Origin of the sequence: Sphingobium aromaticiconvertens (genome assembly GCF_037154075.1) — a bacterium.
Lineage (GTDB): Bacteria > Pseudomonadota > Alphaproteobacteria > Sphingomonadales > Sphingomonadaceae > Sphingobium > Sphingobium aromaticiconvertens.
Map to the genome: position 1 here is coordinate 3,109,903 of NZ_JBANRJ010000001.1, position 17,814 is coordinate 3,127,716.

A 17,814-nucleotide genomic window follows, 5' to 3' on the forward strand; every position below is an offset into this window, starting at 1 on the left:
GAACAATTTGGCATTGGACGAACGGCGCGGGCCTGCCTGGCATCCGCCAGGGCCGTTGGATTGACCATCGCCAAGGCCGCACAGTCCGACAAAAATGTCCGTGCGCCTCCATCGATCGGCATGCGCACTGCCTGCCGACGAAATCATTCACTTTGACCAGAGGAGTAGAATTTGCCCCGTATTGACGAGAAATTGCTTCCCATTTTTGATGATGTCTTGAGGAGGAATGCTGGCGAAACGGAGTTCCATCAGGCTGTCGAAGAAGTCCTTGAAAGCCTGGGCGCCGTCATTGCCAAGCATCCGGAATATGTCGACAATGCCCTGATCGAGCGGATTTGCGAGCCAGAAAGGCAGATCATCTTCCGCATTCCCTGGGTTGATGATAAGGGACAAATCCAGATTAATCGCGGGTTTCGCGTCCAGTTCAACTCGGCTCTCGGCCCATATAAGGGCGGATTGCGGTTCCACCCTTCGGTGAACATCGGAATTATCAAATTCCTTGGTTTTGAACAGACCTTCAAAAACGCCCTGACGGGCCTGCCGATCGGTGGCGGCAAAGGCGGGTCGGACTTTAATCCGCGTGGCCGCTCCGATGGAGAGATTATGCGTTTCTGTCAGTCGCTGATGATCGAACTCCACCGGCATCTGGGCGAATATACCGATGTACCGGCGGGCGATATCGGCGTGGGTGCCCGCGAAATCGGCTTCCTGTTCGGCCAGTATAAGCGCCTGACCAATCGCTTCGAAGCGGGCATTCTGACCGGCAAGGGGCTGATCTACGGCGGCTCACGCGCACGCACGGAAGCGACCGGCTACGGGCTGGTCTATTTCGTTGATCAGATGCTGAAGAGAAAAGGCATCGACCTCGCCGACAAACGGGTGGTCGTGTCAGGTTCAGGCAATGTCGCCATTTACACGATAGAGAAGATCACTGAATTTGGCGGCAAAGTCATCGCCTGCTCAGATTCCTCTGGCTATATCGTCGACGAGGCAGGGATCGATCTCGATCTGCTCAAGGAAATCAAACTTGTTCGCCGTGAGCGGATTGCGGAATATGTACAGCTCAAGGGAACCGGGGCCTATTATACGGAACAGGGATCGATATGGGATGTCCCTTGTGACGTCGCCTTGCCGTCAGCCACCCAGAATGAACTCAATGGCAATGACGCGACCTCGCTCATCCGCAATGGTGTCATGGCCGTAAGTGAAGGGGCGAACATGCCATGCGCGTCCGAGGCGGTTCGACTGTTTCAGGAAGCGGGCATTCTCTTTGGCCCGGCGAAGGCAGCCAATGCGGGCGGCGTCGCTACGTCAGCGCTGGAAATGCAGCAGAACGCATCGCGGGACAGTTGGACTTTTGAAGAAACCGAGGCGCGCCTTGCCGCGATCATGCGTCGTATCCACGATGACTGTGCGGATACCGCCGAAACCTATGGCGCACCCGGCAACTATGTCCTTGGCGCCAACATTACCGGCTTCGTCCGGGTGGCTGAAGCGATGCAGGCCATGGGAGTGATCTAATAACCTAGCCGCCGCCTTGCCTGCCAGATAGTGGGCAAGGCGGACTGCGAGCGCGTCGATCAGGCCATAAGATGCCCCATCACGGCGGCCGCGAATGCTTCGGGACATTCAACATTGGCGAGATGAGCGGCTGGTAGCATGATGAGCTTTGCGCCCATGATGGCCCTCACCAGCGCTTTGCTGTGCGGCGGTGGCGTTGCAGGGTCTTCACTGCCACCGATGACCAGGGTTGGCGCCTCGATCAGCGCTGCCGTGCGGCGCATATCCATGTCACGGATCGCCGCGCAGCACCCCGCATAACCCTGACTGTCGGTCGCCGGGAGCATCCTGGCGATCGGGACGATGGCCAGTGGCTCGGCGGCGGCGAAGGCCGCAGTGAACCAGCGTTCGACCGAGGCTTGCGCCAATGGCGCCATCCCCTCTTTGCGCACAAGGTCGATGCGCGCGTCCCAGGCGCTGGGCGGCCCCATGAAGCTGGAAGTATTCGCCAGTACCACCCGCCGCAGCCTGCCCGGCTCACGGATGCCGAGCCATTGGCCAATCATGCCACCTAGTGACAGCCCACAGAAGTCGACGGTTTCGACGTTCAATGCATCGAGCAATTCGATGACGTCGCGGCCCAGTCGGTCGATGGAATAGCCGCCCTCTGGTGCGCCCGATGCCCCATGACCGCGTTGGTCATAGCGGAGCACGCGAAACGCCTGCGTCCACGCCACCATCTGCGGCTCCCACATAGCCATGTCGGTACCCAGCGAGTTGGAAAGCAGCAGGATGGGCGCGTCCTCCCGCCCATCGAAGCGATAAGCAATCCGGCAACCGTCGCCGGTGGTGATAAACAGCTTTTCCATCAGACCCGCTCCACCGCTACGGCCAGCCCCTGTCCAACGCCAATGCACAGCGTCGCCAGGCCGAGTTTGCCGCCCGTTTTTTCCATTTGATGCACCAACGTCATCAGGATGCGCGCGCCTGACATGCCGAGTGGATGGCCGAGCGCAATCGCGCCGCCATTGGCGTTGACCCGCGCGTCGTCGTCGGCAACGTTGAGGCCCCGCAGCACCGCCAGACCCTGCGATGCGAAGGCTTCGTTGAGTTCGATGGCATCAAAGCGATCAATGGTCAGGCCCAGCCGCGCCATCAACTTTAGCGTCGCGGGCACCGGGCCGATCCCCATGATACGGGGCGGCACGCCCGCGCTGGACATGCCCAATATGCGGGCGCGCGGGGTGAGGCCGTGGCGCTGGATCGCCGCTTCATTGGCGAGGATCATCGCCGCCGCGCCATCATTGACGCCCGAAGCATTGCCAGCCGTGACGGTGCCGTCAGGCCGAACAATCGGTTTCAGCGTCGCCAGCATCTCGATCGTCGTGTCAGGGCGGGGATGCTCGTCGGTGTCGACGATGGTTTCGCGCCCCTTGCGGTCCGTGAGCGTGACCGGCGCGATCTCCTCAGCAAAATAGCCCGAAGCCTTTGCGGCTGCGGTCTTCTGCTGGCTGCGCAGCGCGAAGACATCCTGATCCGCACGGGAAATACCATAGTCGCTGGCGACATTCTCGCCCGTCTCCGGCATGGAATCGACGCCGTAGAGCGCCTTCATCTTCGGATTGACGAACCGCCAGCCGATGGTCGTGTCGTAAATGGCAGGGCTGCGAGCATAGGGGCTTTCGGCCTTAGGCATGACGAAGGGCGCGCGACTCATGCTCTCGACCCCGCCCGCGATCATCAGGTCGGTGTCGCCCGACCGGATCGCCCGCGCCGCCGTGCCGACCGCATCGAGGCCAGACGCGCAGAGGCGATTGACCGTCGAACCGCCCACGCTGTCGGGCAGACCCGCCAGCAGCGCCGCCATGCGCGCGACATTGCGGTTGTCCTCACCCGCCTGATTGGCGCTGCCCAGGATCACGTCGTCAATCGTGGCGGGATCAATGCCGCTGCGCTCGATCAGCGCCTTGATAGGAATGGCGGCCAGATCATCGGCCCGCACCGACGCCAACGCGCCCGCATAGCGACCGATGGGGGTGCGGATGGCGTCGCATATATAGGCGTCGCTCATGCTGCGACCTCAAAAGCACTGACGTCCAGCGGCGCGCCGGTCTTGGCCATAATCTCCTCGAGGCTGACGCCGGTGGCCACCTCAACCAGCGTCAGGCCGCCCGCCTTGCGATCGACCGCGATGACGCCAAGGTCGGTGATGATCAGATCGACCACCGCCTTGCCGGTCAGTGGCAGGGTGCAGGATTCCAGAATCTTGGGGATGCCGTTCTTCGACACATGGTCCATCACCACGACCACGCGCTTCACGCCCGCGACCAGATCCATGGCGCCGCCCATGCCCTTCACCATCTTGCCCGGAATGGTCCAGTTGGCAAGGTCGCCATTGGCCGCAACTTCCATCGCGCCCAGCACCGCCATATCGATATGCCCGCCCCGGATCATCGCGAAACTGTCGGCGGACGAGAAGAAGCTGGAGGTCGACAGCGCTGTGATCGTCTGCTTGCCCGCATTGATGAGGTCGGGGTCCGCCTCACCTTCATAGGGGAATGGCCCGATGCCCAACATCCCATTCTCGCTCTGGAGGGTGACGTTCACCCCCTCGGGCACATGATTCGCCACCAGCGTCGGGATGCCGATGCCAAGATTGACATAAAAGCCGTCCTTCAATTCCAGCGCGGCGCGGGCCGCCATCTCGTCACGGGTCCAGGCCATTACACACTCTCCCTTTCGCGCACGGTCAGCTTCTCGATCCGCTTTTCATTGATAGTCGAAAGGACGATGCGGTCGACATAGATGCCGGGCGTATGGATGCAATCGGGATCGAACGTCCCTTCAGACACGATCTCCTCTACTTCCACCACCGTCACCTTGCCCGCTGTCGCCATGTTCGGGTTGAAGTTGCGCGCGGTCTTGCGGAACATGAGATTGCCCGCAGGGTCCGCCCGCCACGCCTTGGTGATCGACAGGTCGGCGCGCAGCCATGTCTCGCGCACATAGTCCTCGCCCTCGAAGGTTTCGACCGGCTTGCCTTCGGCCACCACCGTGCCGACGCCCGTCTTGGTGTAGAAGGCCGGGATGCCCGCGCCCCCTGCCCTGATTCGCTCGGCCAGAGTCCCTTGCGGGTTAAGTTCCAGTTCCAGTTCGCCAGAGAGATACTGGCTCTCGAACAGCTTGTTCTCGCCCACATAGGAGGAGATCATTTTCCTGACCTGCCGGCTTTCCAGCAGCATCCACAGGCCAAAGCCGTCCGCTCCCGCATTGTTCGAGATGACGGTCAGATTCTTCACGCCGCTCGCACGGATCTCAGGGATCAGGCTCTCGGGATTGCCCGATAGCCCAAATCCCCCGGACATGATCGTCATCCCATCAAACAACAGTCCTTCCAGTGCGACCCGAGGGCTGTCATAGATTTTCAATGCCATGATATTATTCCTTTATCCCAGATCGCCGCCCGCAACCGGCAGGATGCTGCCCGTCACATAGGAAGCCTCATCCGACGCCAGGAACAGGATCGGCGCCGCCTGCTCCTCCAGCGCGCCGTAGCGTTTCATGAAGCTGGACTCCGTGACCTGTTCCACCACGTCGCGCATCCATTGGTCGTCCTGCGCACTGTTGCCGTCCGGGTTGCGCGGCACGCGGCGTTCGGGGGCCGACGTGCCGCCCGGCGCGGTCGCCACCACACGGATGCCGTCGCGCGCATATTCCATCGCGAGGCTTTGGGTGAGGCCGTTCACGCCGCCCTTGGCCGCCGAATAGGGCACGCGGTTGATCCCGCGCGTTGCGTTGGAGGAAACGTTGACGATCGTCCCGCCGCCCCGCGCCAGCATATGCGGCAGCACCGCATGGCAGCACCAGAGCGTCGGGAAAAGCGAACGCCGCACCTCCGCCTCGATCTGCGCGGGTTCGAAGGCGGCATAGGGGCGCATGCGGATCGCGCCGCCGACATTGTTGATGAGGATGTCGATGCCGCCGAAGCGCTCCGCCGCTGCCGCCATCGCCGCGACCGCGCCCTCATGCGTTTCCAGGTCGGCGGAAAAGCCGTGCGCCTCGCCCTCCGCCTCAGCCGCGACAGTGCCGACGAAATCGGCGCGATCGACCAGCAGCACTTTTGCGCCCTCGGCCGCCGCGCGCAGGGCGACCATCCGGCCGATGCCCTGCGCCGCGCCAGTCACGACCATAGTCTTGCCCGCAAAGCGTCCCGCGAAGATCATGCCGGCACCGGTTCGCTGGCAGCGAACTTCTCATAATGGAAGTGCGCTGGCTCGACGCCCTTTTCCTTGAAGAATAGGCGCACCGCCTCGACCATCGGCGGCGGACCGCACAGATAGACGTCGCAGTCGCCCGCGTTCAGATGCGCGTCGGTCAGATGATGGGTGACATAGCCCTTGAGCGGATGCGTGCTGTTCTCAGCGGCGACGCAGCTTGCCCATGTCATCGACGGGATACGCGCAGCCAGCGCTTCGATCCGCTCGATCTCGACCAGATCGCCATCATGGGTGACGCCGTAAATGAGGTGGATCGGTTGCTCCGTACCCTGATCGGCCAGCACCTCCAGCATGGAGAGCAATGGCGCGAGGCCCGTGCCGCCCGCCAGCATCACCACGGGACGGTCGACATTACGCAGGAAGAAGCTGCCATTGGGACCGACAAAGCGCATCCGGTCGCCGCCCTTCGCCTGCTCGCCCAGCCAACTGCTCATCAGGCCGTCGGGGACGTTGCGGATCAGGAAGCTCGCCTGTTCCGCGCCGGGCTTCGAACTGAAGCTGTAGGCGCGGCTCTCACTCGTTCCCGGCACGGTCAGGTTCACATATTGGCCGGGCAGGAAGGTCAGCGCTTCGGGTGCATCAAGGTCCAGAGTCAGGATGATCGTGCTATCCGACACCAGTTCGACGGACGCGACGGCGGCTTCATGTTCGGCAGGCTTCAGCTTGCAGGCGCTGGACGGCACCGGCACCTGAATGACGCAATCGGACGAGGGCACCATCTGGCAGGTGAGGACCATGCCCTCCTCCGCCTCATCTTCGGTCAGCGCATCCTCGACATACTCATCACCCAGATCATAGCTGCCCTGCTCGCAATGACATTTGCAGGTCCCGCACACGCCGTCGGAACAGTCCATCGGCAGGTTGACCTTCTGGCGATAGGCCGCGTCCAGCACCTTCTCGCCGTCGTTGCAGTCGATGAAGCGGGTGGCGCCATCCTCGAAATTGAGTGCGATACGAAAACTCATGGTTCCTCTCCGTCCGGCGCATTTTCAAGTTGATCGTTTACGGTCAACGGCTCGGAAAATGCGGCCATCAAAGGCCTCGCGTCAGATGTGATAGACGTCGATGACCTGGTGAATATAATCGTCCTTCAGTACGACTTTCTTGGTCGTGATGAGCGGCGTTTCGCCGCTGAAATCGACGGTGTAGAAGGATGTGCCGAAGAAGCTGTTTGTCTTCTTGTAACGGTGACTGAGCGTCTGCCAGTTGAAGCGCAGATCGACTATGGCGTCGCGCTGTTCCAATATTTCGACGTTGCTGACGAAATGGCTGGTGCGCGGTTCGGGCATGCTGGCGCTCGACCGTTCGGTCTTTATACGGAAAACCCGGTCCTCCAGCCCATCACGGTTGGGATAGTAGATCAGCGAAATGTGGCTTTGCGGGTCTTCGACCAACTGGTCGTCATCGTCCCAGGCCGGCATCCAGAACACGACCTTGGGCGAGTAACAGGCCAGCCATTCCTCCCATTGGCGATCATCCAGAAAGCGGGCCTCGCGATAGAGAAAGGCCGTAACCTCTTCCTGCGTGATGCGGGTGAGCGTGTTCATGCCACTTCTCCCAATTCCCTGGCGGTTTCGTCCTGACGGATTCCCGCGATCAGGGCCTGTGCCCAATGGTCATGCTGTCGGACGAACAGCCCTTCATCCTCGCTGCGGTCGCCGCTGAGCAGCGGCTTCAGCCCGATGGCCAGCGCATTCTCGTCCGGCCCCTCGATCCAGTGGACCGCGCCACGGCTGAGATCATTCCACAGCTTGTCCGCCCCGCCATAGCCGGTCTGGCAAGCGCGAAATTCCTCCAGATCGTCGGGCGTACCCATGCCGCTGACGTTGAAGAAATCCTCATATTGGCGGATGCGCAGCGTGCGTTCGGTCGCACTTTCGCCCTTGGGCGCGATGCAATAGATGGTGACTTCGGTCTGACCAGGGCTGATGGGTCGCACGACGCGGATCTGCGTCGAAAACTGGTCCATCAGATAGACGTTGGGATAGAGGCCAAGGTTGCGGGTCTGCCCGACGATCGGTGCCGCCCGCTCCTTGCCCAGCCGTGCCTCCAGTTCTGGGGCGTGGGCGTGGATCGGGCGGACCTCCGGGTTCAGCAAGTTGGTCCACAGCAGGATATGCCCGTTTTCAAAAGCATAGACGCCGCCCACGCTCTTGGACCAGCCATTGGCGTCGACCGTCTTCGTACCCTCCGCCTCATAGTTGCGGTGGCCCATGGTAGCCGAATAATTCCAGTGGACGGAACTGACATGATAACCGTCAGCGCCATTTTCCATCTGCAACTTCCAGTTGCCATCATAAGTATAGCTGCTGTTGCCGCGCAATACTTCCAGTCCTTCAGGTGCGGCATCTACGATCTGGTCGATGACTGCCCGCGCGCCGCCCAGATGCTCCTCCAGCGAGGGGACATCCGCGTTCAGGCTGCCGAACAGAAAACCGCGATAATTTTCAAAGCGGGCCAGCCGAGTCAGGTCATGCGACCCTTCGCTGTTGAATGACGCCGGATAATCGCCGGTCTTGCCGTCCTTCACTTTCAGCAACTTGCCGCCATTGTTGAAGGTCCAGCCATGGAAAGGACAGGTAAAACTGCCCTTATTGCCATGTTTGCGACGACACAGCATCGCACCGCGATGCGCACAGGCATTGATGAGGCCGTGCAGTTCGCCGCTTTTGTCGCGGGTGATGACGATGGGCTTGCGGCCGATCCAGGTGGTGAAATAATCGTTGGGCTGCGGGATCTGGCTCTCATGCGCCAGGAACACCCAGTTGCCTTCGAAAATATGCTTCATTTCCAGTTCGAACAGCGCAGGATCGGTGAAGACATCGCGGCGGCAACGATAGATGCCATTTTCCGGGTCTTCGATGACGGCGCCGGCGATATGATCGATCATGCCCATCGGTTTTCTCCTTGGTTCAGGCGGTCAGCACACGAGCGCGGCTGGATGCCTCTTCATCGGAAGCGGCCTTGGCGGGGTTCAGGTCGAAATCGAACTCGATCTCGGCAAATGGTCCTTCAACGCCATATTTCGTGCCCAGATTGCTGTTCTCGACATGGTTGACCGGCGGGATCAGTTCATCACGCGTCGCATAGGCGAAGTCGTCATGCAGATAGGGATCGCCGTCGATGTTGATCTGGGTCGTCAGATGCCGGTGATCGTCGGCCGACACGAAGAAGTGGATATGCGCCGGGCGATTGCCATGACGGCCAATCGCGTCGAGAATACCCTCGGTCGAACCACCCGGAGGGCAGGCATAGCCCACCGGCACGATCGAGCGGACGGCATAGCGCCCTTCGGCATCGGTCAGGACGGTGCGGCGCAGATTATAGTCGCTCTGGCTCTTGTCGAAATAGCTGTAATTGCCCAGCGTATTGGCCTGCCAAATTTCGACCTTGGCGCCGGCCAGCGGCGTCCCGTTCACGTCGCGCACCTGCCCGTGGAGGATCAGTATCTCCGCCTTGTCGTCTTCGCTGCCGTCATCCATGCGGGCAAAGCCGGTCGTTTCCGGCGCACCGGCGACATAGAGCGGGCCTTCGATGGTGCGCGGTGTGCCACCGGTGATCCCAGCCGCCGCGTCGGCAGCGTCGGCGCGCATGTCGAGATAGCGCTCGACACCAAGGCCAGCGGCCCACAGGCCAAATTCCTGCGCGCCTGCCGATGCATAGTTCAGCGCTGCCCAGAATTCGTCATCGCTGACGTTGAACTCGTCGATTGTCGCGAACAGGTCGCCGACGATGCGGCGAACGATCGCCTTCATCCGGGCGTCGCCGCCGGACTGGTCTTGCCCGCTCAGCTTGGCGAGCAGATTCTGGACTTCAGGGGTGGAAGCAAAATTTACAGTCATGTCCGTCTCTCCTTGGCGCTAAATTTTTGGCTGTTGGCGCGCCGTTGATCAGGGGTTGTGGAAGGTCAGCGATCGTCGTCCCGGATCGATGACGGGTGGCGGCACAGCGGGGTCACCGCGATGTCCATGAAGGGGAACAGGGGCAACGTGCTGACCAGGTCATGCAGTTCCTGCACATCGGCCACATCAAAGACCGAAATGTTCGAATATTGCCCGGCGATGCGCCAGAGATGCCGCCATTTGCCCGAGCGTTGCAGGTCCTGCGCGCGATCACGCTCCACCCGCTTCAGTTCGTCGGCCCGGATCGGGTCGAGGTCATGGGGAATATTGACATCCATGCGAACGTGAAAAAGCATAGTCTCCATCCTTCTGGCAGTTCAGGCAGCCGCGCCGTGAAAGCCCTTGCGGGCGGCGTCGCGGCGGAAAAATTCAACCTTGTCCATGTCGAGCGTGACACCAAGACCAGGCCCGTCGGGCACCTTGAGCGCGAAATCGGCATAGCTGAGCGGTTCGTTAAGGATTTCCTCGGTCACGAGCAGCGGGCCGAACAATTCGGTGTCGAAGGCAAGGCGCGGGAAGGTCGCAAACACATGGGCAGACGCGGCTGTCGCCACACCGACCTCCAGCATCGTGCCGCCATAAAGCGCGATTCCCGCCGCATCGGCGATGGTGCCAACCTTGCACGCCCCCCAGAGGCCGCCCGACTGCTGAATTTTCACTGCGAAGACATCGGCGGCGGCGGACGCGGCATAATCGAACGCGCTATGGGGTCCGGTCAGCGCCTCATCGGCCATGATCGGCATGGCGAAACGCTGCGCCAGCCGCGCCATCGCGCCGCGGGCATGGGCCGCAACCGGCTGTTCGACCAGATCGCAACCCACATCCTCCAGCATGGCGATGCCCTTGGCCGCGCTCGCCTCGTCCCACGCCTGATTCACGTCGACGCGCACGCTCGCCCGGTCGCCAAGGGCGCGCTTGATCGCGGCTACATGTGCGACATCCTGCTCCACCGCGCGCTTGCCGATCTTCAGCTTGAAAATATTGTGGCGACGCTGTTCCAGCATCTGCTCGGCCTCGGCAATATCCTGGGCGGTGTTGCCGCTCGCCAGGGTCCATGCCACCGGCAGCGTGTCCCGCCGCCGCCCGCCCAGCAATTCCGACAGCGGCACGCCCAGCCGCTGCCCGACAGCATCCAGCAAAGCCGTTTCGATCGCGCATTTGGCGAACATGTTGCCGACGATGGACTTGCCCAGCTTCTCCATCAGCAGTGCGGGGCGCGACGGATCACCGTTCAGCAGCAGCGGCGCGAAATAGGTGTCGATGGCCAGCTTGATGCCTTCGGGGCTTTCCGGGCCATAGCTGAGGCCACCGATCGTGGTCGCCTCGCCAATGCCGACAATGCCGTCGCTGCACTGAATGCGGACCAGCAAAGCGGTTTGCTGCATCATCGTCGCCATCGACAGGATATGCGGTCGGATGGTCGGCAGATCTACCAATAGGGTATCGATGGACTCGATGGACAGCATTTCCTCACCAATCGCTTCAGAGTTTTCTTACCCTGCAGTGATATGCCTTGTTGGTGTGGCTGTGAAAGACTAAGTGGGTCTATCACTATACCCTGATGGTATGATCATGGATATTCGCCAGCTTCGTTACTTCCTGGCCGTTGCCGCCGAACGTAATTTCAGCCGCGCCGCGGAGCGGCTCCATATGGCGCAACCGCCACTCAGCCGACAGATTCAGCAACTCGAACAGGAAGTGGGCGCCACGCTGTTCGACCGAGAGGCTCGCCCCATGGCGCTGACCGATGCCGGACGGCTGCTCTATGAACATGCGATGCAGGTCACGCGCCGCATGGATGAGTTGAAGGAGGCGATGCGCGGCTTCGTCAATGCCAACCGCCCGCGCTTCGTAGTCGGCTTCGTGCCCTCGGTCCTTTACGCCCGTTTACCCGACATCATCCGCCGCTTCCGCAAAGCCGCGCCCGATGTCGAGCTGAGTCTCGTCGAAATGATGAGCATCGAGCAGATCGTCGCACTGAAGGAAGGGCGGATTGATGTCGGTTTCGGCCGGCTACGCTTCGAGGACCCGGCGATCGAACGGGAGGTGTTGCGCGAGGAGAAACTGGTCGCCGCCCTACCGATCGGCCATCGACTGCTTAAGGGGGAGCGGCCCATCGACCTTGCTGACCTTTCGGACGAAGCCGTAATCGTCTATCCGCGCGAACCGCGTCCCAGCTATGCCGATCAGGTCCTGTCACTGCTCCATGACCATGGCGTCACGCCAACCGCCGTGCATGAAGTGCGGGAGTTACAGACCGCGCTGGGACTGGTCGCCGCCGAAGATGGCATCTGCATCGTACCCTCATCCGTCCATCTGATGGGCAGACGCGATCTGGTGTTCCGGGAATTCACGGAAAAGGCCGTTTCGCCCATCATCATCAGCCACAGGAAGAACGATCTATCTCCTCATCTGGCAACGATGATCGGCAGTATCGCCGACGTCTATGATCAGTGGGGCTGGTCCCTGCCGGGTGGTTTGCGCCGACGCATGACGGAAGGCTGATCGGTTCGCCGTCAGGCTGCCGTCTGTAGGGCGAACCGCCCGCATGCATGACCGGGGGCCAGATACATGACTTCCCCAAACCATGACGGTGGAGCAGAAGATGTGGGCGCGGCTCGTCGATCATCCACGGCCCTTCGCGGTTCATGTCGTGATTTTCGCCGCCAACGATCAACTCGACCTGCGGTCTTCCAAATTTGGGCATATCCCTGTGCATCCTCTCACCTTGACGCGCACCGTCGCCTATCCGCCGACATCCGCCTCGATCAATGCCTTGGCCCCCATCAGGAAGGGCGGCACGTGCATAAAGGGCAGGATGGTGAGCTTGAGGTCGTCGGCCAGCCCTGAAATCAGGCGGGTTGACAGGATATTGGCGCCGCTCGCATTACGGACATAGGCCCATACGCCATAAAAACGCAGCGTTTCCGGGCTGACATATTGCCCCCCGGCCGCCTGATAGCGTGCCATGAAACGCTCCCAGTCGAGCGACTGGCCGACCGTCACATTGACATAACCCAATTCCTCAGCCGGATCGCCGATATGGGCGAATTCCCAATCGACCAGCGCAGTCATCTTCCCCTCGTCGATCAGGAAATTGTGGAAGCCGATATCGCCATGGATCAGGCGCGGAGTGCCGGGACTGTCGGGAATATTGTCAAACAGCCAGCCATAAAGTGCGACCAGCGCCGGGGACGGCGTATGCTGCTCACGCAGGTAAAAGTCATACCAGTTGCGGATATAGCGCTCGACGCAATCCCGCAGCGGCAGATCCCAATATTCGGTGCGGATCGTGTCGGTCAGGTCGCCCAGTTCACGCAGCGGTTCGATTGCATGCAACTGCGCCATTTTGTCCGCCAATATGTCGGCCAAATCCTCGGGGATTGCACCCTGTGCTCCGAAGAAATTGCCCGCGACCTTGCCCGGTGCGCGGCGCATGACGATGAAATGGCCACCGGGCAAAAGCTTGTGCTCGGTATCCAGCCACAATGCATCGGGCGCGGGGAACCCGCGATCAAAGGCAGCGCGAATGACCGGATATTCACGGTGGATCAGGTGGCAGGATGTGTCCAGCCCCGCATTTTCGCCAATATCCCGGCGGATTACATATTCACCGGACAATTCCCGTCCCTCCGCCGCGAAAATCGTCGTCTGCTTGCCGAAACCGCCCGATACCGGCTGGATATGACTCACCACCAGATCGGGATCGCCGAACCGATCGCACAGATAGGCGGTCAGCTTCTCCCTTGTGATCTCGGTCGCAACATCCTCGATCGCGCCGACATGACTACCGATCTGGGACTGTCGATCCGCTGTTTCCCAATCGACCAGCGCCTGTAGCAGCGCGAGCCGTTGATCCGGAGGCAGGTCGGCGGCATTGGCCGCCTGGATCGCTCCTTGTGCACTGGCCAATGTCGCTATCCAATGCGCTTCCAGATCCGCAAGATTGGCGATCGCATCGGCCAGCCCGATCAGCGCGCGCGCTTCCGCCGAATCGATCGCGCCGCCCAGACCGTCCAGCGTCTGCCCCAACAGGCTGAATTGCTGCCGCACAAACCCCACACCGCCTGCCTCGCGTGCATGCAGCAGGCCCAGCCCATGCGCCAGCGATTGCGCCGCCGATCCATCGATGCCGCTGTCCGCCAACAGCGGCAATAGCCGGGCAAACTCTGTCCGGGCGGCTTCCAACAGGCGATTGGCGGGAATCAGCATAATCTCTCCAAAGGTCCGCCCGTTCACTATATTGGACGCTTGCATATCATATACATATATACTCACAAGGCAGCGTAGGGCAAGGCGTTGAAAGACAGATGCGCAATTCGCTGGACGAAACCGGTACGCTAGATTACTTATTGGGCCGCAAGCTTACATTCGGCGGCACGACAGCCGCCTCAAAGGAGGAATCTGACAATGGCCACGCAAATCATTCTGCCCAAGCTCGGTTTCTCAATGAACGAGGGCATGCTGGCGGAATGGCTGGTCGCCGATGGCGGCGAAGCAAAGGCGGGGGAACCGCTGTTTGCCCTCGAAAGCGACAAATCGACGCAGGAAGTGGAGGCTCCCGTTTCAGGCACGCTGCGCATCATCAAGCCAGCCGGCGACACCTATGAAGTAGGCACGATCCTGGGCGAGATCGAATGAAACCCAGATCATCAGAGGCCGCAATCAAAAAATCATAAGTTGGAGGGGCGTGTCAGACGCCAGATCATCATGAAGCGTACCGACAAGGTCATCATCACCTGCGCCGTCACCGGCTCCATCCATACCCCCACCATGTCACCCCATCTGCCGATTACACCGGACCAGATCGCGGCGGACGCGATCGCGGCGGCAGAAGCGGGCGCAGCGATGCTCCATCTGCATGCGCGCAACCCGCAAACCGGCCAACCGAGCCAGGACCCGGAACTATTCCGCCAGTTCCTGCCCCGCATCAAGCAATCGACCGATGCTATTCTCAACATCACCACCGGCGGCGGGTTGGGCATGAGCCTGGACGACCGGCTGGCCCCGGCCAAGACCTTCAAACCGGAAGTCTGCTCGATGAATATGGGGTCGGTGAACTTCAATATTTCCGGAGCAGGCGCGAAGATATCCGACTGGCAATATGATTGGGAAAAACCCTATCTGGACATGACGAAGGATTTCATCCTGTCCAACACCTTTGCCCAGATCGAACGGGCAATGACCGAATTGTCGGCACAGGACACCCGCTTCGAATTCGAATGCTATGATGTTGGGCATCTCTACAATCTCGCCCATTTCGTGGATCGCAAGATGGTCGAGCCGCCCTTCTTCATTCAGGGCGTCTTCGGCATCCTTGGCGGGCTTGGCCCCGATCCCGAAAATGTCATGCACCTCAAAACCACCGCCGACCGGCTATTTGGAGAGGATTATATCTTTTCGGCGCTGGCGGCTGGCAAGCACCAGATGCGTCTCGTCACTCTATCGGCGCTGCTTGGCGGATCAGTGCGCGTCGGGCTGGAGGATAGTCTCTATGCGGGCAAGGGTCAGATGGCGACGTCGAACGCGGTTCAGGTCGCCAAGATCCGCCGCATATTGGAGGAACTGAGCCTGACCATCGCCACGCCGGAAGATGCGCGGGCGATGATGCAGACCAAGGGGGGCGACGATGTCGCCTTCTGACATCGCCTCTACCGCCGGGGACGTGGCCGACGGGCTGGCCTTTGCCCAAGGCCCGGTGCTGGACGAAAGCGGCTTCATCCTGCCGTCGGAATATCCCAACAGCTTCGCTGCCCCCACGCCAGACAAGACCGCGATTGTCTTTGGCGCGCGCAGTTGGACCTATGCGCAACTCGACCGGGGCTGCAACGCGGCGGTGACGCTGCTGGCCGACTATGGCGTCCGCGCAGGCGGGCGCTTTGCCTATATCGGCAAGAATAACGACCTGTTCTTCCTCATGCTGATCGGCGCGATGCGGGCGGGCGCGGTCATGGTGCCGATCAATTGGCGCAACACCCCACCGGAAACCCGCTATGTGCTGGAGGATAGCGCGGTCACGCTGGTGATCTCCGATCAGGAATTCGTGCCGCTGGTAAGGGAGGCCGACCGATCCGCCCTGCCCTTGCTGGTCGTGGATGATGACGGGCCGGAGGGACTGCGCGCCCGGATATTGGCAGCCCCCCCCGCGCCGCGCCTGCCCCTCGATCCGCATGCACCCTGTCTGCAACTCTATACCAGCGGTACCACCGGCCGCCCCAAGGGCGTGGTGACATCGCAATATGCATTCGGCATTCACCGCCACATCGAAAACAGGTCGGGCTATTTTTCCGATTGGGGCGATGACGAGGTTCTTCTTTCCCCCCTGCCCTCCTTCCATATCGGCGGCATGTCGTGGGTCTGCACGGCATTGGTGCGTGGCGCGACGGCGCATGTCATCGCCGACACCAGCTCCGCGACGATCCTCGACAATTGCCTGGCTCATGGCATCACCCGCACCTTCATCGTGCCGACGCTGGTTCGCGGACTGATCGGTGAGATGGATGCGCGCGGCGTGCGCGTGCCGACCCTGCGCGGCATCCATTATGGCGCGGCGTCGATGGACCCGGCCCTGCTGGAGCGATCGGTCGACCGGATCGGTTGCCGTTTCCTGCAATATTATGGGATGACCGAGATTACGGGCACCATGTCCATCCTTGGCCCCGATCAACATGACGCCAGCAATCCGACCCGGTTGCGCTCTGTCGGTCGACCCCTGCCCGGCTTCAGCATCGCCGTCCGGGGGCCGGATGCGGCATTACTCCCCATCGACACGCCTGGCGAGATATGGGTCAATGGACCAAGCCTGTTGACCGAATATTGGAACAAACCCGAAGCAACGGCCGAAGCCCTGATCGACGGCTGGTACAGGTCGGGCGATGGCGGTCGATTGGACAAGGACGGCTTTCTGTTCCTGACCGACCGGATCAAGGACATGATCGTATCGGGTGGTGAGAATGTCTATCCGGCCGAGGTCGAGGCGGTGCTGCGCGACCATCCCGCCATTCTCGATTGCGCCGTCTTCGGCCTGCCCCATCCCAAATGGGGCGAGGGCGTCACTGCCGCGCTGGAATTGCGCCCCGGCCATGCGGTCGAGGCAGAGGAGGTCATCGCCTTCGCGCGCCTGTCGCTCGCAGCGTACAAGATTCCCCGGCGGATAGAGGTCGGCGTGCCCCTGCCCCGCACCGCATCGGGCAAGGTGCAACGCGCCATGATCCGCAAATATTTCATCGAACGGGCGGGATAGGCACCGCACCGGGATGAGCGATTTCTAGTCAGATGAACTCATCTGATGATAAAGAAATCGCGGCAAACAAAGAATCTAGGCGAGCAAGCGCTCCCGAATAGCGCCGATCGCAACATCATCCAGTCCCAGTTCATCGCGGATGAAGCCTTCGCCTGAGCCATGGCGTGCTTCGACCGTCTCGAACATTGCCGCCAGATAGGCGGGATCAGCGCGCATCATCGGCTCCCAGATCCGCTGGTCTATCCCCGCCAGCTTGGTGCCGAACGGGTCCTTCGCCACCAGCTCGCACCCGCGCGCGAAGAAGCGATCGGTGATGGCGTAATCCTCCAGCACCAAATTGCGTGCCACACCCAACAGGTCCAGCAGCAGCGCGGCGGCAATTCCGGTACGGTCCTTACCCGCCGCACAATGGAAGACCAGCGGCAGGGGGCCATCGGCGATCCGCCGGAACAGCTCGCGATAGGAAGGTACCTGTTCATAGGCTAAGTCGCGATAGGCCTCGATTATCATCGCGCGCGACGTTTCCGGTGTCGCCTCTGGGAGACGCATCGCTTCCGTCAAGTCGCCCGCGCTCATTGGATGATCACGCGTCCATATCTCGTAGCGAGCAGCTTCCGGCAGGCGCGATGGCCGACGCTCGCGCTCACGAGTCGAGCGGAAATCGCAAATGACCTGAAGGCCCAGCGCATCCATTATGGCATGGTCGCGATCGGACAGTTCCGACAACGTGCCCGACCGATAGACAAGGCCGCGCACCACCATTCGCCCGTCAGCGACTGGATAGCCGCCAATATCACGGAAATTATGGCCGCCCTCCAGCGGAATGATCCGGTCGAATAACTGCGCCGCGTTTGTCATATCCGATGTGGTTCCGTCGTTCTTGCGTTGCCGC

The 17,814-nt window shown here is 61.2% G+C and carries 18 protein-coding genes; 5 read left to right on the forward strand and 13 right to left on the reverse strand.

Annotated elements, in window-relative coordinates; genetic code table 11:
- Positions 1-171: 171 nt before the first annotated feature.
- The gene (gene gdhA / locus WFR25_RS14825) at positions 172-1,521 is read left to right on the forward strand and encodes an NADP-specific glutamate dehydrogenase (protein WP_336971942.1); all 1,350 of its coding nucleotides are present in this window, start codon (positions 172-174) and stop codon (positions 1,519-1,521) included.
- Between the two features lie 59 nt (positions 1,522-1,580).
- Here the strand turns inward: gdhA and pcaD are convergent, their stop codons facing one another.
- From pcaD to WFR25_RS14880, 11 genes are all read right to left on the reverse strand, one after another.
- Positions 1,581-2,369 carry a 3-oxoadipate enol-lactonase gene (gene pcaD, locus WFR25_RS14830; protein WP_336971944.1) on the reverse strand — a complete coding sequence of 263 codons (789 nt, stop codon included), beginning with the start codon at positions 2,367-2,369 and terminating at the stop codon, positions 1,581-1,583.
- Positions 2,369-3,571, reverse strand: a complete 1,203-nt coding sequence (pcaF, locus tag WFR25_RS14835) for a 3-oxoadipyl-CoA thiolase (RefSeq protein WP_336971947.1) — start codon at positions 3,569-3,571, stop codon at positions 2,369-2,371. The genes pcaD and pcaF overlap by 1 nt, the downstream gene beginning before the upstream one ends.
- The gene (locus tag WFR25_RS14840; RefSeq protein ID WP_336971948.1) at positions 3,568-4,224 is read right to left on the reverse strand and encodes a 3-oxoacid CoA-transferase subunit B; all 657 of its coding nucleotides are present in this window, start codon (positions 4,222-4,224) and stop codon (positions 3,568-3,570) included. Before WFR25_RS14840 ends, pcaF begins: the two co-directional genes overlap by 4 nt.
- Positions 4,224-4,934 carry a CoA transferase subunit A gene (locus tag WFR25_RS14845; RefSeq protein WP_336971949.1) on the reverse strand — a complete coding sequence of 237 codons (711 nt, stop codon included), beginning with the start codon at positions 4,932-4,934 and terminating at the stop codon, positions 4,224-4,226. The genes WFR25_RS14840 and WFR25_RS14845 overlap by 1 nt, the downstream gene beginning before the upstream one ends.
- Positions 4,935-4,946: 12 nt before the next feature.
- Entirely contained in the window at positions 4,947-5,723 is a 777-nt protein-coding gene (gene benD, locus WFR25_RS14850; protein WP_336971950.1) for a benzoate diol dehydrogenase BenD, read from the reverse strand.
- Complete coding sequence (benC, locus tag WFR25_RS14855) at positions 5,720-6,742, reverse strand: benzoate 1,2-dioxygenase electron transfer component BenC (protein ID WP_336971952.1); 1,023 nt, start codon at positions 6,740-6,742, stop codon at positions 5,720-5,722. Before benC ends, benD begins: the two co-directional genes overlap by 4 nt.
- An 81-nt stretch (positions 6,743-6,823) precedes the next feature.
- A complete protein-coding gene (gene benB / locus WFR25_RS14860) occupies positions 6,824-7,324 on the reverse strand; it encodes a benzoate 1,2-dioxygenase small subunit (protein WP_336971953.1) in 501 nt (166 codons plus the stop codon).
- Positions 7,321-8,673 carry a Rieske 2Fe-2S domain-containing protein gene (locus WFR25_RS14865; protein ID WP_336971954.1) on the reverse strand — a complete coding sequence of 451 codons (1,353 nt, stop codon included), beginning with the start codon at positions 8,671-8,673 and terminating at the stop codon, positions 7,321-7,323. Before WFR25_RS14865 ends, benB begins: the two co-directional genes overlap by 4 nt.
- Positions 8,674-8,689: 16 nt before the next feature.
- Positions 8,690-9,619 (reverse strand): catechol 1,2-dioxygenase, encoded by a 930-nt coding sequence (catA, locus tag WFR25_RS14870; protein WP_336971956.1) that lies wholly within the window; start codon positions 9,617-9,619, stop codon positions 8,690-8,692.
- 65 nt (positions 9,620-9,684) lie between these two features.
- Positions 9,685-9,975 carry a muconolactone Delta-isomerase gene (gene catC, locus WFR25_RS14875; RefSeq protein WP_336971957.1) on the reverse strand — a complete coding sequence of 97 codons (291 nt, stop codon included), beginning with the start codon at positions 9,973-9,975 and terminating at the stop codon, positions 9,685-9,687.
- Positions 9,976-9,996: 21 nt separating this feature from the next.
- On the reverse strand, positions 9,997-11,145 hold the full coding sequence (locus tag WFR25_RS14880; RefSeq protein WP_336971960.1) for a muconate/chloromuconate family cycloisomerase: 1,149 nt from the start codon (positions 11,143-11,145) through the stop codon (positions 9,997-9,999).
- 106 nt (positions 11,146-11,251) lie between these two features.
- On the opposite strand from WFR25_RS14880, the gene WFR25_RS14885 reads away from it, so the two are divergent.
- On the forward strand, positions 11,252-12,184 hold the full coding sequence (locus tag WFR25_RS14885; RefSeq protein WP_336971961.1) for a LysR family transcriptional regulator: 933 nt from the start codon (positions 11,252-11,254) through the stop codon (positions 12,182-12,184).
- Positions 12,185-12,424: 240 nt separating this feature from the next.
- Here the strand turns inward: WFR25_RS14885 and WFR25_RS14890 are convergent, their stop codons facing one another.
- The gene (locus WFR25_RS14890; protein ID WP_336971963.1) at positions 12,425-13,891 is read right to left on the reverse strand and encodes a phosphotransferase family protein; all 1,467 of its coding nucleotides are present in this window, start codon (positions 13,889-13,891) and stop codon (positions 12,425-12,427) included.
- A 198-nt stretch (positions 13,892-14,089) separates the two neighbouring features.
- On the opposite strand from WFR25_RS14890, the gene WFR25_RS14895 reads away from it, so the two are divergent.
- The 3 genes from WFR25_RS14895 (at position 14,090) to WFR25_RS14905 (ending at position 16,922) form a co-directional block, all read left to right on the forward strand.
- Positions 14,090-14,320 carry a lipoyl domain-containing protein gene (locus WFR25_RS14895; RefSeq protein WP_336971964.1) on the forward strand — a complete coding sequence of 77 codons (231 nt, stop codon included), beginning with the start codon at positions 14,090-14,092 and terminating at the stop codon, positions 14,318-14,320.
- 69 nt (positions 14,321-14,389) lie between these two features.
- Positions 14,390-15,322, forward strand: coding sequence for a 3,5-dioxohexanoate:acetyl-CoA acetone transferase (gene kce / locus WFR25_RS14900; protein ID WP_336971966.1), 933 nt, complete (start codon positions 14,390-14,392; stop codon positions 15,320-15,322).
- Entirely contained in the window at positions 15,309-16,922 is a 1,614-nt protein-coding gene (locus tag WFR25_RS14905; protein ID WP_336971967.1) for an AMP-binding protein, read from the forward strand. The genes kce and WFR25_RS14905 overlap by 14 nt, the downstream gene beginning before the upstream one ends.
- A 75-nt stretch (positions 16,923-16,997) precedes the next feature.
- On the opposite strand, the gene WFR25_RS14910 is transcribed toward WFR25_RS14905, so the two are convergent.
- The gene (locus tag WFR25_RS14910) at positions 16,998-17,780 is read right to left on the reverse strand and encodes a tyrosine-protein phosphatase (protein WP_336971968.1); all 783 of its coding nucleotides are present in this window, start codon (positions 17,778-17,780) and stop codon (positions 16,998-17,000) included.
- Positions 17,781-17,814 lie beyond the last annotated feature (34 nt).